Below are 14,581 nucleotides of genomic sequence, written 5' to 3'. Positions count from 1 at the left end.
CGTGCGCACCTCAAAAGGTGGGAGCGGCACGGAGGCTGTCGGAGTGCGCCGGACGGGCCGAGCGCGGGACCGGTGCGCGCAGCACAGCCTGCAAGAGCACATCGGCGCACGGGGCTTGCCGTGCGCCCTTCACCCGCCCCGTTCGATCAGGTGGTTCATCGCGGCCTTGAGCTTCATCGGGCGGACGGGTTTGTGCATCAGGGTGTGGCCGAGCTCGCGCATCTGCTGGCGCAGTTCGTTGCTGTAGTTGGCGGTGATCATCAGGGCGGGCAAGGCGGTGCCGCGGCGGGCGTTGATGCTGGCGACGGCGTCGACGCCGTTGTGGCCGTTGTCCAGGTGGTAGTCGGCGATCAGCAGGTCGGCGTCGGCGTGGTAGTTGTCCACCTGGCGGGCGAGGTCTTCTTCCGAGAGCGCGGTGACCACCTGGCAGCCCCAGCCTTCGAGCAGGGTGCGCATGCCGGCGCAGATGGCCGCGTCGTTGTCCAGCACCCAGACCCGCGAGCCGTGCAGGCGCTCCACCAGCATGTCCGGCGTGCTCGCCTCGACCCGTGCCCGGGGTGCGCGCTTGGCCAGGGGCACCTCGACGCAGAAGCGCGAGCCCTGGCCGAGGCGCGAGCGCACCTGGATGCGGTGGCCGAGCATGCCGGCGATCTTGTCGACGATGGCCAGGCCCAGACCCAGGCCACGGTCCTGCTTGGGCCGCTGCGAGTCGCCGCGCTTGAACTCCTGGAAGATCTCCTTGAGCTTGTCCTCGGCGATGCCGATGCCGCTGTCCCAGACTTCGATGGACAGGCTCTGCCGGTGCCGCCGGCAGCCCAGCAGCACGCGGCCGCTGGGGGTGTAGCGGATGGCGTTGCTGAGCAGGTTGCGCAGGATGCGCGCCAGCAGCTGGATGTCGCTGCGCACCAGCGCCGAGCTGGGCACGAAATGCAGGCTGAGCCCTTCGCTGGCGGCCGCCTGGCGGAACTCCACGGCGAGGTTGTCGAGCAGCTCGCTGACGGCGAAGGGCGCGATGTCGGGCTTGATCACCCCGGCGTCGAGCTTGGAGATGTCCACCAGGGTGCCCAGCAGGCTTTCCACGTCATCCAGCGAGTTGCTGATGTTGCGCACCAGCGCCGTGCTCACCGCCTGCTCGCGCTGCTCTTGCAAGGCACTGGTGAACAATCGCGCGGCGTTCAAGGGTTGCAGCAGGTCGTGGCTGACGGCGGCGAGGAACTTGGTCTTCGACAGGTTGGCTTGCTCGGCCTCGCGCTTGGCTTCGCGCAGGCGCAGTTCCACCTGGCTGCGCTCGCCAATCTCGCGCAGCAGCTGGTCGTTGAGCTGGGTGAGCTCGGCGGTGCGTTCGCGCACCCGCTGCTCCAGGTTCTGGTAGGCCAGGTGCAGGGCTTCGGCCGTGCGGCGGCGCTCGGTGATGTCGCGGATCAGCACGAAGATGCCGACCACCTCGCCGTTGGCCAGGCGGTTGGGCACGTAGGAGCGCAGCATGTAGCGCTCCTGGCCGTTGAGGTTGGTTTCGGCCACCTCGAAGGTGACGCTCTCGCCGGACAGCGCCCGCTCCACATAGGGTTCCAGGCGCCGCCAGTGCTCCTCGCTGTGCACCTCGCGCAGGCGTTGGCCGAGCATGCCGCCACGGGGCCAGCGGTACCACTCCTCGTAGACCTTGTTGGTGAATTCGTAGACCAGCTCGGCGTTGAGGTAGGCGATCAGCGCCGGCACGTGGTCGGTGATCAGGCGGATCCAGCGTTCGCTTTCGGCCAGGGCCTCGGCGTGGCGGTAGCGCTCGGTGATGTCGGTGAAGGTGTTGACGAAGCCGCCGGTGGGCAGCGCGTGGGTGCGCACCTCCAGCATGCGGCCGTCGAACAGGCGCTGCTCCAGCTCGCGCACCGGGCGACCGTTGGCGTCGCGGGTCTGCGGGGTGAGCAGCGCCAGCTCGCTGTCGGCCATGACCTCGGCGAAGGGCCGGTGCGCCTGGATCGGCGCCAGGCCGCAGAGTTCGAGGAAGCGGTGGTTCCACAGCTCCAGGGTGCCTTCGGCGCCGACCATGGCCATGCCTTGGGAGAGGTTGTCCACGGCGCGCTGCAGCAGGCGCGATTTCTGCGCCAGGGCCTGCTCGCGGCGCATGGTTTCGCTGATCTTCAGGTCGGTGATGTCGGTGTAGAGGATCACCAGCCCGCCCTCGCGGGTGGGCCGCTCGCTGACCTGCACCCAGCGCCCGTCCTGCAGGCGGTAGAGGCTGTGTTCGTTGTCGCTGCTGCGCTGCTCTTCGACGATCAGCCCGGTGCTTTCGGCCAGGCGCTTGATCTCCGAGAGCCGGGTGCCGCTGATGATGCGCGCGCGGCTGTTGGCCCAGAAGGACTTGAAGCGGCTGTTGAACAGGACGATGCGCTGCTCCTTGTCGAACAGCACGAAGGCGTCGGAGATGCTTTCGATGGCGTCCACCAGGTGCTGGTGGGCCGTCTCGGCGCGCAGCCGGGCGTCGCTGAGCAGCTGGTTGCTGGCCTTGAGTTCGGACATGGCCTGGTTCAGCGCGTCGGTGCGTTCGCGCACCTGCTCGGCCAGCACCACCGAGTGCTGGAAGGCGGCGTAGGCGTCGTCGCGGCGGGCGGCGCTGGATTCGACCCGCTCGATCAGCGCGGCGTTGATGCGCTTGAGCTTGTGGTTCTCACCCTCCAGCCGAGCGATGCGCGCTTCGTAGTCAGCGGCCTGCATCGCCGGGGCGGCGTCCGATGGCGACACCGGTGAAGGTCTGGTTGATGTGCATGCCATTGAACTGTTCCCCGTAGGTGTTGAAGCCGATGACGCGCTGGCGACGGAGGAATTCGCCGGTCTGCTCGACGCCGCCGTCGCTCTCGATTTCCAGGCGGCGCAGGAAGCAGTCGCAGCCGATGGTCAGCAGTGGCGGGCCGAGGCGCTGCTCCAGGCGCTGGAACAGGGCCTGCAGGTTGGGTAGCAGCGGCCCCGGGCGCATGCCGGTGAGGACGATGCCGTTCTCCACGGCGCAGTAGAAGCTGAGGCTGAGGTCGTCGTTGACCCGCTGGATGGAGCGCACGTAGTACTGGTCGTTGACCCGCACCGCCAGCGGGTGGGCGGCGAACAGGCGGTGGTCCAGTGCCGCCAGCGGCACGCCGATCCACTGGGCGTATTCCTGGGCGGCGGGCTCGGCGTTGAGTTCGAAGACGCGGCGGCTGGCGCTGTCGGCGCGGGTGACCACCAGCTTCTCGTCGCTGGGCAGGATGTGGTGGGTGCTGAAGACTTCGAAATCCAGCTGGGTATTGACCAGCACCACCACCGCCGCGCCGGTGTGGAACTGGCCACCGTGGTAGACGTGGGTGTGGGTGAGATGGTTGTCGTCGCCGGCCGAGCCGCCGAAATGCGGGATGCTGCCGAAGGCGGCGCTGAGGGCGGCGAGCACCACTTCTTCGCGGCTGGAGAGGCCGTCGAGCAGGGTCAGGGCGAAGCTGTGGTCCTTGATCGGCGCCAGGGAGTTGCTGCGGCAGTCACCGACCAGGCGTTCCACCAGTTGCTGGGCGTCGATCAGGCTGAAGCGCTCCATCTCGTCGATCAGCGCGCAGCCGATGGAGAAGCTGCGGTAGTCGAAGCCCACCGCGCTGACGCAGCCGCGCCCGTAGCCATTGGGGGTGATTTCGCCGGCGCTGGTGCAGCCCACCAGCTCGATGCCGCCGAAGTACTGCTCCAGGGCTGCGCCCAGGGCCGGCAGGTCGTATTCCGCCGAGCAGAAGAACAGCACGAAGCCCAGGTGCGGGTGGATCAGCTGGCGCGCCAGGTCCTGGGCCACGGCCTCGGCCTCGGTGGCGCTGGACATGGCGGTGACCACGCCCTCGTCCTGGTGCTGTTGCATGGGGCGCCTCTCGCAAATGGGCCTGCAGTTGCTGTGGATTCTACGGAGCGACCCGGGGCCGCCCCATCCTTCTTGGGTAGTGGCGGGCTCGTTCGAAGGGATGAGGCGGCACTGACGATTGCGTTCGGCCTCGTGGAGCCGCCCCAACCGTGCTCATTCGGTCCTGGATGGGTGTGCGCGTGATCTTCGAGGTGCGCGCGGCACACCTACGCGGGGCTGCGAGCTCTTCGCAGGATGGGCGCCTTCGATAGGGGCATCAGGCATCACGATGTGCCACGGCCCGGCTCCGCCTGGTGGAGGTAAAAAGCGACCTCCACCCTACGCAGCGGTCGCGTCCATCGGTGGCATGACGCTTTCTGTAGCCCACCAGGGTAGGAACGAATTCATTGGCGAAACCACTCCCCATAGAACGCAAAAAAGGCGGGAGGCATGCGCCATCCCGCCAAAACACAAGGGAGCATTGCAGGGTGGAGCCTTACCAGTTGAGCACCAGGCCGAGGGCGACGGTGTCGGTGTCTTCGTTCTGCGCGGAGCCGGCGTGGCCGTCGATTTCGAACTGGTTGTATTCGGCGACCAGCTTGAGGTTGTCGTTGACGTCATGGAACAGGGCGATGCCGCGGGTCTCGTAGTCGGCCCCGGTGTTCACCGCACCGTTGCCGTCGTCCTTGGTCTTGCCGTAGGAGAGCGCCAGGCGGTTCTTGCCGAAGCGGTAGGAGCCCTGCAGCAGGTAGCCGTCGCTGTCGACTTCACGCAGGGTCGCCTCGCCGGCGTTGTTGGTGAAGAAGGGGTTGATGCCCTTGGCCTGGAAGCCGGAGCCCACCACCGAGAAGGCGCCCATCTTCGCCTGCACGCCGTAGCCCAGCCCCTTGGAGGTGACGCTGTCCACGGCCGGGTCGGTGTTGTCGGAGGTCTGGTAGCCGCCGTTGACCCAGGAGTAGATCTGCGCGCCGCCCAGCTCGAACTCGTAGGTGAGCTCGGATTCGAAGCGCGGGTTTTCCTGGTAGGCCTTGCCGGTGGGGCTGTCGTCGTTGGTGTCCACCGGGTCCATGATGCCCACGGCCAGGCGCAGGCCGTCGCTCTTGGGGCTGCGGTAGGTGATCTGCGAGGTGGGGAACGGATAGGGGTAGCCGCTGCCGATGTTGCCGAAGGAGACGCCACCGCCGTCCACCAGGCCCAGGGTGTCGCTGACCTGGCCGTAACCGGCGAGCATCTCGTCGAGGAGGATGTTGGAGCGGGCGAACAGGCCGAAGTCCTTGCCCACCAGCACCTCGCCCCAGTCGCTGGCGACGGTGCCATAGAACTGGCGGACGTCGATGGCGGTGTCGGTGCCGTTGGTTTCGCTGTCGTTGATGGTCACCCAGAAGGAGGCGCGGGCACCGAGCTTGAGGTCATCCACCTGCTTGCCCATGTTGAAGCCGATCCAGTTGGGCAAAAAGCCCATCTTCACCCGCGACTGGCGACGGTCGAACTGCTCGCCCTCGCGGTCGACGTCGCTGTTGACGTAGAAGGCGTTGACGTAGCCGTCGGTGGAGAAGGTGGTGTCGTCCTTGTCGTAGAGGACGATCTCGGCCTTGGCCTGTTCCATGACAGCCAGGGCCAGGCCGGTGGTGAGGGCGAGGGGCAGGAATCCGATGGTGACGTTCTTGTTGTTGTACATGGCGCTCTCCGCTGGGTGGGACGACTCGCTCGAGCCGTGACGGAGGCGATTATCGAAACGCCGGAACGCCCGCCATATGCGGCCTTGTGGCTGTTTCGCCGGTGCTTTGGCGGGCCCTGTACGGCCCTGGCGGGAAGGTGCGGGCCGCCCCCCTCGGCGGTAGCGGGGCGCAAGTCGCAACGGACGGACGAGGCCGGCGGCACGACCTGGGAAGGGGGTCGTACCGCTGCCTTGGTAGGGGATTGGGCGGCTGGCGAGGGCGCGAAAGGAGGAGGTATCAGTGCCAGCGGGAGTCGGGGCGTGCAGCGTTGGCGAGCGCCAGCCAGCCGCCACGGGCCTGCTGCAGGGCCTCCAGGGCGGCGAGCAGGTCATCGCGGCCGGCCTGTTCGAGGGCATCGGCGACGCGGTCGGGCCAGTCGGGGGCGCGACCGGCCAGGTGCAGGTTCCAGGCACGCTCGGCCGCGTCCTCATCGCCGCTGCGCAGCTGCGCCAGCAGGGCCTGGCGCGGGGCCTCGCCGTCCGTCAGCGCCTCGTCCAGGCCGGCGAGAAAGGCCTCGATGTGCCCGAGGACCTGCGCCACCGTGGCGCTGGGTGACTGCACGCCGAACAGCAGGCCGGCGTGGCCGTTGATCAGGCGGAAGCCGGAGAACACGGCGTAGCCCAGTTGCAGCTCGCTGCGCAGGCGCTGGTAGAAGCCCGCCTCCAGGCAACGCGCCAGCCACTGCCAGGTGGCTTCGGTCTCTGCCTGGCGATCGGGCAGCGGGCAGAACAGCAGCAGGGCGGCATCGCCCTGCACCGCCACCGGGTGCCAACGCCGCGTGGCGGTGGGGGCCGCCGGGGCATGGCCGTCGAGGTGCCACCCGGGCACACCGCGCAAGACGCCGGCCAGGCCCTTGCGCGAGCGCTCGTCGAGGCCTACGGCCATGACCTCCCAGGCGGTGCGCGCCCAAATGCGGCCCAGGCGCGCGGGTGAGACCGGTTCGTCATCCGGACGGGGCGCCGCGACGGCATCCAGGCGACCCGGCAACCCGCGCAACAGCTGGCGGATCGGCAGCTCGCCGGCCTCGCGGTTGAGCCAGGCGCGGTGCAGGCGCCGTCCCTGTTCGCAGGCGGCCAGGGGCGGTTCGAACAGGGTCTTGAGCACCGCGTCGAGCACCGGCGGCAGCAATCCGGCGGCACCCCGCAGGCTCAGCCGCCAATCGCGGCCCTGTTCGCTGAAATCGATGGCGACGCCCTGCTGCTGGGCGCGGCTCTGGGTCGCCCGCAACGCGCGCTGCAATGCCTGGAAGAAGCCGCCATCGACAGGCTCGGTCGGCAAACGCCAGCGCAGGAACACCGCCGCGCGCTCGGCATCCCCCCAGTGGTGCAACAGCGGCATGTCGTCCACCCCCCGCGCAGCCGTGACCTCGAAGGGGCTGAACATGGGGACGCCGGAGAAGCGCCATCGCACGTCGACGGCAGGCCAGGGCGGGATGCCCTCCTCTTCCAGTTCCAGCGGGAAGCCGGCGACCTGCACGCGGCCGGCGACCGCCGCCTCGCTGGCGAACAGGCGGATCAGCCGGGGCGGCGTGAGCTGCGCGAGCAGGCGGGCGAAATCGCGCGCCTCCAGGGGCGCTGGTGGGTCCCCGCCACGTTCCAGCAGGCTGCGCGCCTGCTCCAGCGGCGCCGGATGGGCATGACCGGCGCGGGCCTGGTGGCGGGCCAGGAGATCGCGCCAGGGCTCCTGCTCGCGCAGGGCGGCGAGCCAGTGGAACAGCGCCGCCTCGAGGCGCGCGCGGCTTTCGGGGCGGGCGTCGGCGAGAGCCAGGTCCAGCACCAGCAGCGCCTGGTCCTGGTCGAGATGGGGCACGAGCAGTTGCAATCCATCGCACAGGCCCTGCTCGGCGAGCCAGGCCTGCAGGCTGCCCTCGGCCTCGTCCTGCAGCAGTTCGCGCAACACCTCCAGCGCCTGGGGCAAGGCGGCCGGCTGGCCCTCCAGGGCGAAAGCCAGCCAGCTGCGCGCCGCGCCGGGCAGGCACATGCGCAGGCTGTGGCTGACCAGCGGCAGCAATGCGGGCGCCGGGCGCGGGGCGGCGGGCGCACCGCCGGGCAGCGAACCCGCAAGGTACTGCGCGAGCCCGGCGAGTTCGTCCAGCGATTGCGGCCCGAGCAGCACCAGGCGCATGCGCGCGCCCTGGTAGTGGGCCTGGTGGAAGGCGGTCAGTCCGGCCTGGAACGCCGGGTCCTCCACCGCCAGGCTGTCGCGGTTGCCGGCATGGAAGTCGGCCAGCGGGTGCCCCGGCGCCAGCGCCGCCGCGAGCGCAGACTGGGCCTGGGTCCAGGTGTCGCGGGCGCGCGCCAGGTATTCGGCCTGCAGCACCTCGCGCTCGCGCAGCTGCGCGTCGATCACCAGCTGCGGCGCGCCGAGCATGTCCAGCAGCCGCGCCAGGCCGGCTTCCAGGCGCGCGGGCGGCAGCTCGAAGAAGAAGTCGGTGTAGCGGGCCTGGGTGCTGGCATTGAGGCGCCCGCCGCAGGCCTGGACGAAGGGCATGAGCCGCTGCTGGTCGGGGTAACGCAGGCCACCGAGGAACAGCAGGTGTTCGAGAAAATGCGCAAGCCCGGGCCAGTCGCGCGGCTCGTCATGGCTGCCGGCGGCCACCCGCAGCGCCGCCGCCGCCCGCTGCGCGCCGGGCACGTGGCGCAGCTGCACGGCGAGGCCGTTGTCGAGGAGCAGGGAACGGCTGGCGGGGTCGGGAACGGGCGTCATCCGGGCACCATGGAAAGTTTCGCTCAGCATCCTCAAGACCGGCCCTCACGGCAATGGTTCTTTCGTTCAGCCGAACCGCCCCCGAGCGATTGACCGCGGCATGCGGATGCGTCGAGAATCCGCGCTCCTTCCCGTGCGGCGTTCCATCCAGCCGGGTTGCCGTGCTTCCCGGTACGGCGCCGGCCTCAGGTCCTCCAGTCCCGATCTCCGCACCTTGGCGCCCCCTGCGCCCCTTCGCCTGGCCCGCCCAGGCATACGACCCCGACCCGAGCCCGTCGCCGCGCGCGACCCGGCCTCGCCCTGCCCGCCGCATGCCGGGCGGGACGGCTGCGCGCGCGATCCGGTTCGCCATTGCAGGAAACACAATGATGATCACGATCCGCCTTTCCAAAGCCCTCATGGTGCTGGCCATGGCCTTCTTCGCCTCGCTGGTGGCCTTCAACAACGTGACCGACTACGGCACCAACTTCGCCTTCGTCCACCACGTGTTCCTCATGGACACCACCTTCCCCGGCAACCAGCTGATGTACCGCGCCATCGAGACGCCCTGGGTCCACCACGCCGGCTACCTGGGCATCATCGCCCTGGAAACCACCACCGCCCTGCTCTGCTGGGTCGGCGGCCTGCACCTGCTGCGGGCGCGCAAGGCCGACGCCGCCGGCTTCCGCGCGGCCAAGCGCTGGGCCATCGCCGGGCTGACGCTGGGCTTCCTCACCTGGCAGGTGGCGTTCATGTCGGTGGGCGGGGAATGGTTCGGCATGTGGATGTCGGAGCAGTGGAACGGCGTGCCGGACGCCTTTCGCTTCTTCATCACCCTGCTGGCGGTGCTGATCTACCTGACGCTGCCCAATGACGGCGGCGAGGCCTGAGCCCCGCGGCCATGAAAAAGCCCCGCCAGCTTGCGCTGTGCGGGGCTTGGGTATTCATGGTGTCCCAGAGTGGGCTCGAACCACCAACCTTCCCCTTAGGAGGGGGATGCTCTATCCAATTGAGCTACTGAGACGGCACGCACGACGGTCTGTCGGTGCGAACGGGCGGCATGTTAACGGCGCCTGCGCGTTTTGTCATGCCACTGCCACGGCACTGCACCATACTTCCGCAAAAATCAGAGGGACCGCCGCCATGCCCCAGCCACTCCCGCAGCACCTGCCCGACTCTCCCTTCACCACCGTGACCCTGCGCGCCGCCAGCTCGGCGGATGCACCGGCGCTGGCCGCCCTGCTGCACCAGCTGGGCGAGGATGAGTCGCGCCCCGACCATGCGCTGCTGGCCTTGCGCCTCGCGGAGCTGCCCAGTGGCCGCGAGGTGGTGGTGGCGGAGCGTGACGGGCGACTGCTGGGCACCTGCACGGTGATCCTGGTTGAGCACCTGGCGCACAACTTCGCGCGCTCGGCGATAGTCGAGGACGTGGTGGTGGACAAGGACGCGCGCGGCCTGGGCATTGGCCAGGCGCTGATGGACAAGGCCGCCGAGCGCGGCCGTGCCTGGGGGTGCTACAAGCTGGTGCTGTCCAGCGGGCAGAGCCGCGAGGCGGCCCATCGCTTCTATGAGTCGCTGGGCTACAAGCCCCACGGGATCAGCCTGTACCTGGATATCTGACACCGCCCACGGGAATGGCGGCGTGTTTCGGCCGCCCTTCCCGCCGCCTGGTCAGGCGCGACCGAAGCGCTCTTCGGCGAGGCGGTCGGCGACCTCGGTGGTCGTACGACCTTCCTCGTCGGCGCGGATGAAGATCTGCCGCAGGGTGTTGCCGATGCCTTCGATGTGCGCCTTGAGTTCGGCCGCGCTGCCGCCGCTGCGCTCGAAGTAGACGTCGATGATGCCGCCGGCGTTGATGGCGTAGTCCGGCGCATAGAGGCAGCCGTTGCGCTTGAGTTCCTCGGCCAGTTGCGCGTCGGCCAGCTGGTTGTTGGCGGCGCCGGCGATGATCGGCACGCGCAGCGCTTCCAGGCTCTGCGGGTTGATGATGCCGCCCATGGCGCAGGGCGCGAAGACGTCGACGTCCAGCCCATAGATCTCGTGCTGCCCGACGGCCTTGGCCCCCAGTTGCTCGACGGCACGACGCACGTTGGCTTCGACGATGTCGGTCACCCACAGTTCGGCGCCGGCCTGGCGTAGCAGGCTGGCGAGGTGGAAGCCGACCTGGCCGACGCCCTGGATGGCGACGCGCAGGCCCTTGAGGTCGTCGCGGCGCAGGCGATGCTTGACCGCCACCTGGATGCCGATGAACACGCCATAGGCGGTGGACGGCGACGGGTCGCCGCTGCGCACGCCGCCGTCGAAGGCTTCGCGCTGGTTGGCGCCGGCCACGTGGCGGCTGCGCTCGGCCATGATCTGCATCTCGGCCGGGCCGGTGCCGGAGTCGGCGGCAGTGATGTAGCGCCCGCCGAGGCTGTCGACGAAATCGCCCATGGCCTGGAACAGCGCTTCGCTCTTGCCCTTGTGCGGGTCGCCGATGATCACGGCCTTGCCCCCGCCCAGGGGCAGGTTGGCGAGGGCGGATTTGTAGGTCATGCCGCGGGACAGGCGCAGCACGTCGCGCAGGGCCTGCTCGTCGTTGAAGTAGTTCCACATGCGGCAGCCGCCGAGGGCGGGGCCGAGTTGGGTGTTGTGGATGGCGATGATGGCCTTGAGGCCGGATGCCTTGTCGTGACCGAAGACGACCTGTTCGTGGCCATCGAATTCGACGTGGGAGAAGACGGACATGGTTTACCTCTGCATGCGATTGTCTGGGTGAACGCCGGCCTTCCCCCGTGGGAAGGCCGGTGATGGGAAGGCGTCAGGCGGCGGAGTCGAACAGGCGCACGACCTTGATCTCGGTAGCCAGCAGCTGGGCGCGCAATTGCGCCTCGTGCTCGCGGACCTTGGCCAGGGCCTTCTCCTTGACGTGGCCGTAGCCACGGATCTGTTCCGGCAGTTCGGCGATGGCCACGGCGACGCGGTAGTTGTCGCCGCGCAGGTGGGCGAGCACGGCTTCGACGTTGTCTTCGTAGCGGACGATCAGCTCGCGCTCCAGGCGCCGCTCCTCGCTGTAGGCGAAGGGGTCCAGCGCGCTGCCACGCAGGAACCTGAACGTGGCCAGCAGGCCGAAGGCCTTGAGCATCCACGGGCCGAAGCTGCGCTTGCGCGGTTGCCCGGTGGCGGGGTCGCGCTTGGCCAGCCAGGACGGCGCCAGGTGGAACTGCAGGCGGTAGTCGCCGCTGAACTGGGCGCGCAGGCGCTTGCGGAATTCACCATCGCTGTACAGGCGCGCCACTTCGTACTCGTCCTTGTAGGCGAGGACCTTGAAGTAGTAGCGGGCGACGGCTTCGGTGAGTTCCTTGCCGGCGCTTTCATCGACCCGGCGCACACGCTCGACCAGGTCGCTGTAGCGCTTGGCGTAGCCGGCGTCCTGGTAGGCGGTGAGGAAGTCGACGCGCAAGCGGATGATGTCCTCGAGGCTCTCGCAGGGCTTGGCTTCGGCCACTTCCGGTGCGGCGAGCTTCTCTACCGCCGCCAGGTCGTGGGCGGCGCGGCGCCCCCAGAGGAAGGCTTCGCAGTTGAGCTTCACCGCCACGCCGTTGAGCTGGATGGCCTTCTCGATGGCTTCGGCGGAGACCGGCACCAGCCCGCGCTGGTAGGCGTAGCCGAGCATGAACAGGTTGGTGGCGATGCTGTCGCCGAGCAGGCGGGTGGCCAGGCGGGTGGCGTCGATGAAGTGGGTTTTCTCCGCGCCGACGGCCTCGATCAGCGCCTGTTGCATGGCCTGGCCGGGGACCTGGGCATCCGGGTTGCGGGTGAACTCGGCGGTGGCGGCCTCGTGGCTGTTGACCACGGCGGTGGCGATGCGCTCGTTGAGCTTGGCCAGGGCCTCTTCGCTGGCAGCGACCACCAGGTCGCAGCCGAGCAGCAGGTCGGTCTCGCCGGCGGCGATGCGCACGGCGTAGATGTCGTCCTGCCTGGCGGCGATGCGGATGTGGGTGATGACCGGGCCGAACTTCTGCGCCAGGCCGGCCTGGTCGAGCACGCTGCAGCCCTTGCCTTCGATGTGGGCGGCCATGCCCAGCAGGGCACCGACGGTGGTCACGCCGCTGCCACCAACGCCGGGCAGGAGGATGTTCCAGGGGCGCTCCAGGCTCGGCTGGCGCGGCTCGGGCAGCACGGCGAACAGGGCGCCGCTGCCGACCGCCTCGGGCTTGCGCAGCTCGCCGCCGTGGACGGTGACGAAGCTGGGGCAGAAGCCTTCGAGGCAGGAGAAGTCCTTGTTGCAGGCGTTCTGGTCGATCTCGCGCTTGCGCCCCAGCTCGGTCTCCAGCGGCAGCACGGAGAGGCAGTTGGACTTGACGCTGCAGTCGCCGCAACCCTCGCACACGGCGGGGTTGATGAAGGCACGCTTGGCCGGGTCGACGAGCTTGCCGCGCTTGCGGCGGCGGCGTTTCTCGGTGGCGCAGGTCTGGTCGTAGATGATCACCGAGACGCCCTTGAACTCGCGCAGCTCGCGCTGCACGGCGTCCAGCTCGCGGCGGTGGTGGAAGGTGACGATGGGCGCGAAGGTGGCGCGGGTGGGGTACTTCTCGGGTTCGTCGGTGACCAGGGCGATGCGTTTGACGCCCTCGGCGAAGACCTGCTGGCTGAGCTGGTCGACGCGCAGTTCGCCGTCGATGGGCTGGCCGCCGGTCATGGCCACGGCGTCGTTGTAGAGGATCTTGTAGGTGATGTTGACCCCAGCGGCCACGGCGGCGCGCAGGGCCAGCTGGCCGGAGTGGAAGTAGGTGCCGTCGCCGAGGTTCTGGAAGATGTGCGGCGTGTCGGTGAAGGGGGCCTGGCCGATCCAGGTGGCGCCCTCCCCGCCCATCTGGGTGAAGGTGTCGGTGTTGCGGTCCATCCACTGGGTCATGTAGTGGCAGCCGATGCCGCCCTGGGCGCGGCTGCCTTCGGGCAGCTTGGTGGAGGTGTTGTGCGGGCAGCCGGAGCAGAAATGCGGGGTGCGCACGGTGGTGTGCTTGGGCTCGGCGAGGGCCTTTTCCTTGGCGGCGAGGAAGGCCAGGCGCGATTCGATCTGCTCGCTGGAGTAGATGGGCGCCAGGCGCCTGGCGATGACGCGGGCGATCATCGCGGGGGTCAGCTCGCTGAGGTTGGGCAGCAGGGAGTTGCCGTGCTCGTCGAACTCGCCGACCACGCGTGGGCGCTTGTCCACCGGCCAGTTGTAGAGCTGGCCGGTGAGCTGGTCCTCAATGATGCTGCGCTTCTCCTCGACCACGAGGATTTCGTCCAGGCCTTCGGCGAACTGGTGCACGGAGACCGGCTCCAGCGGCCAGCTCATGCCGATCTTCAGCACACGCAGGCCGACCCTGGCGCAGAGTTCGTCGTCCAGGCCGAGGTCCACCAGGGCCTGGCGCACGTCGAGGTAGGACTTGCCGGTGGTGATGATGCCCAGGCGCGGGTTGGGCGAGTCGAGCTTGACCTGGTTGAGGTCGTTGGCCAGGGCGAAGGCGCGGGCGGCGTAGATCTTGTAGGTGTTGAGGCGTTTTTCCTGGGCGAGCGGCGGGTCGGGCCAGCGGATGTGCACGCCGTCCTCGGGGAGGACGAAGTCGCTGGGGATCTTCACGTCGATGCGCAGCGGGTCGACGTCCACCACGGCGGAGGAGTCGACGTTCTCGGCGATGGTCTTGAGTGCCACCCAGCAGCCGCTGTAGCGCGAGAGCTCCCAGCCGATGATGCCGTAGTCGAGGATCTCCTGGACGTTGGCCGGGTTGAGCACCGGGATGGAGGCGGCGATGAAGGCGTGCTCGCTCTGGTTGGCGATGCTGGAAGACTTGCAGCCGTGGTCGTCACCGGCCAGCAACAGCACGCCGCCATGGGGCGCGACGCCGGCGGAGTTGCCATGCTTGAAGACGTCGCCGCAGCGGTCTACGCCCGGGCCCTTGCCGTACCACATGGAGAACACGCCGTCGTAGCGCGCGCCGGGGAACAGGCTGGTCTGCTGGCTGCCCCATACGGCGGTGGCGGCGAGCTCTTCGTTGACACCCGGCTGGAAGTGGATGTGGTTTTCCTGGAGGAAGGACTTGGCCTCCCAGAGGCTCTTGTCGAGGTTGCCGAGGGGCGAACCCCGATAGCCGGAGATGAAGCAGGCGGTGTTCAGGCCATGGGCCGCATCGCGTTGCTTCTGCAGCATCGGCAGGCGGGTGAGCGCCTGGGTGCCGGTGAGGTACAGATGACCGGTTGCAAGCCGGTATTTGTCATCCAGGCGGATCTCGGCCAGAGACATGCGGGCGCTCCTTTTATTTTTATGGCGACCAGGATGGCTACGGTTAGCGCCATCCTCCTGTCCCGCGGCAGG

At 68.8% G+C, this 14,581-nt stretch carries 8 protein-coding genes and 1 tRNA gene; 2 read left to right on the top strand and 7 right to left on the bottom strand.

Translation table 11 applies throughout. From position 1 onward, the window contains the following. Positions 1–129: 129 nt before the first annotated feature. The 4 genes from nahK to pqqF all read right to left on the bottom strand — a co-directional run bounded on the left by nahK (position 130) and on the right by pqqF (position 8,262). Positions 130–2,766 carry a hybrid sensor histidine kinase/response regulator NahK/ErcS' gene (gene nahK / locus ACYJSS_RS08660; protein WP_111261917.1) on the bottom strand — a complete coding sequence of 879 codons (2,637 nt, stop codon included), beginning with the start codon at positions 2,764–2,766 and terminating at the stop codon, positions 130–132. Then, positions 2,696–3,859: a nitric oxide-sensing protein NosP gene (nosP, locus tag ACYJSS_RS08655; RefSeq protein WP_111261916.1), complete on the bottom strand. Its 1,164-nt coding sequence runs from the start codon at positions 3,857–3,859 to the stop codon at positions 2,696–2,698. Before nosP ends, nahK begins: the two co-directional genes overlap by 71 nt. Positions 3,860–4,334: 475 nt before the next feature. Next, positions 4,335–5,516: a porin gene (locus ACYJSS_RS08650; protein ID WP_111261915.1), complete on the bottom strand. Its 1,182-nt coding sequence runs from the start codon at positions 5,514–5,516 to the stop codon at positions 4,335–4,337. 277 nt (positions 5,517–5,793) lie between these two features. After that, positions 5,794–8,262, bottom strand: a complete 2,469-nt coding sequence (pqqF, locus tag ACYJSS_RS08645; RefSeq protein ID WP_236206192.1) for a pyrroloquinoline quinone biosynthesis protein PqqF — start codon at positions 8,260–8,262, stop codon at positions 5,794–5,796. 371 nt (positions 8,263–8,633) lie between these two features. Here pqqF and ACYJSS_RS08640 point away from each other — a divergent pair, with 371 nt between their 5' ends. Further along, positions 8,634–9,131, top strand: coding sequence for a DUF2165 family protein (locus ACYJSS_RS08640; RefSeq protein WP_236206195.1), 498 nt, complete (start codon positions 8,634–8,636; stop codon positions 9,129–9,131). 57 nt (positions 9,132–9,188) lie between these two features. On the opposite strand, the gene ACYJSS_RS08635 is transcribed toward ACYJSS_RS08640, so the two are convergent. Further along, positions 9,189–9,265: transfer RNA gene (locus tag ACYJSS_RS08635), tRNA-Arg, on the bottom strand. A 101-nt stretch (positions 9,266–9,366) separates the two neighbouring features. Between ACYJSS_RS08635 and ACYJSS_RS08630 the strand changes: the two genes are divergently transcribed. Then, complete coding sequence (locus ACYJSS_RS08630; RefSeq protein WP_373875149.1) at positions 9,367–9,861, top strand: GNAT family N-acetyltransferase; 495 nt, start codon at positions 9,367–9,369, stop codon at positions 9,859–9,861. A 51-nt stretch (positions 9,862–9,912) separates the two neighbouring features. On the opposite strand, the gene ACYJSS_RS08625 is transcribed toward ACYJSS_RS08630, so the two are convergent. Both ACYJSS_RS08625 and ACYJSS_RS08620 read right to left on the bottom strand, forming a co-directional pair. Continuing rightward, complete coding sequence (locus tag ACYJSS_RS08625; protein ID WP_236206190.1) at positions 9,913–10,968, bottom strand: Glu/Leu/Phe/Val family dehydrogenase; 1,056 nt, start codon at positions 10,966–10,968, stop codon at positions 9,913–9,915. A 73-nt stretch (positions 10,969–11,041) separates the two neighbouring features. Continuing rightward, positions 11,042–14,509, bottom strand: coding sequence for an indolepyruvate ferredoxin oxidoreductase family protein (locus tag ACYJSS_RS08620; RefSeq protein WP_111261911.1), 3,468 nt, complete (start codon positions 14,507–14,509; stop codon positions 11,042–11,044). Between the last annotated feature and the right edge of the window lie 72 nt (positions 14,510–14,581).

The sequence above is a fragment of the Pseudomonas sp. No.21 genome (genome assembly GCF_054558415.1).
The sequence above is the reverse complement of the archived record's forward strand: the minus strand, read 5'-3'. Positions and strand labels throughout refer to the sequence as shown.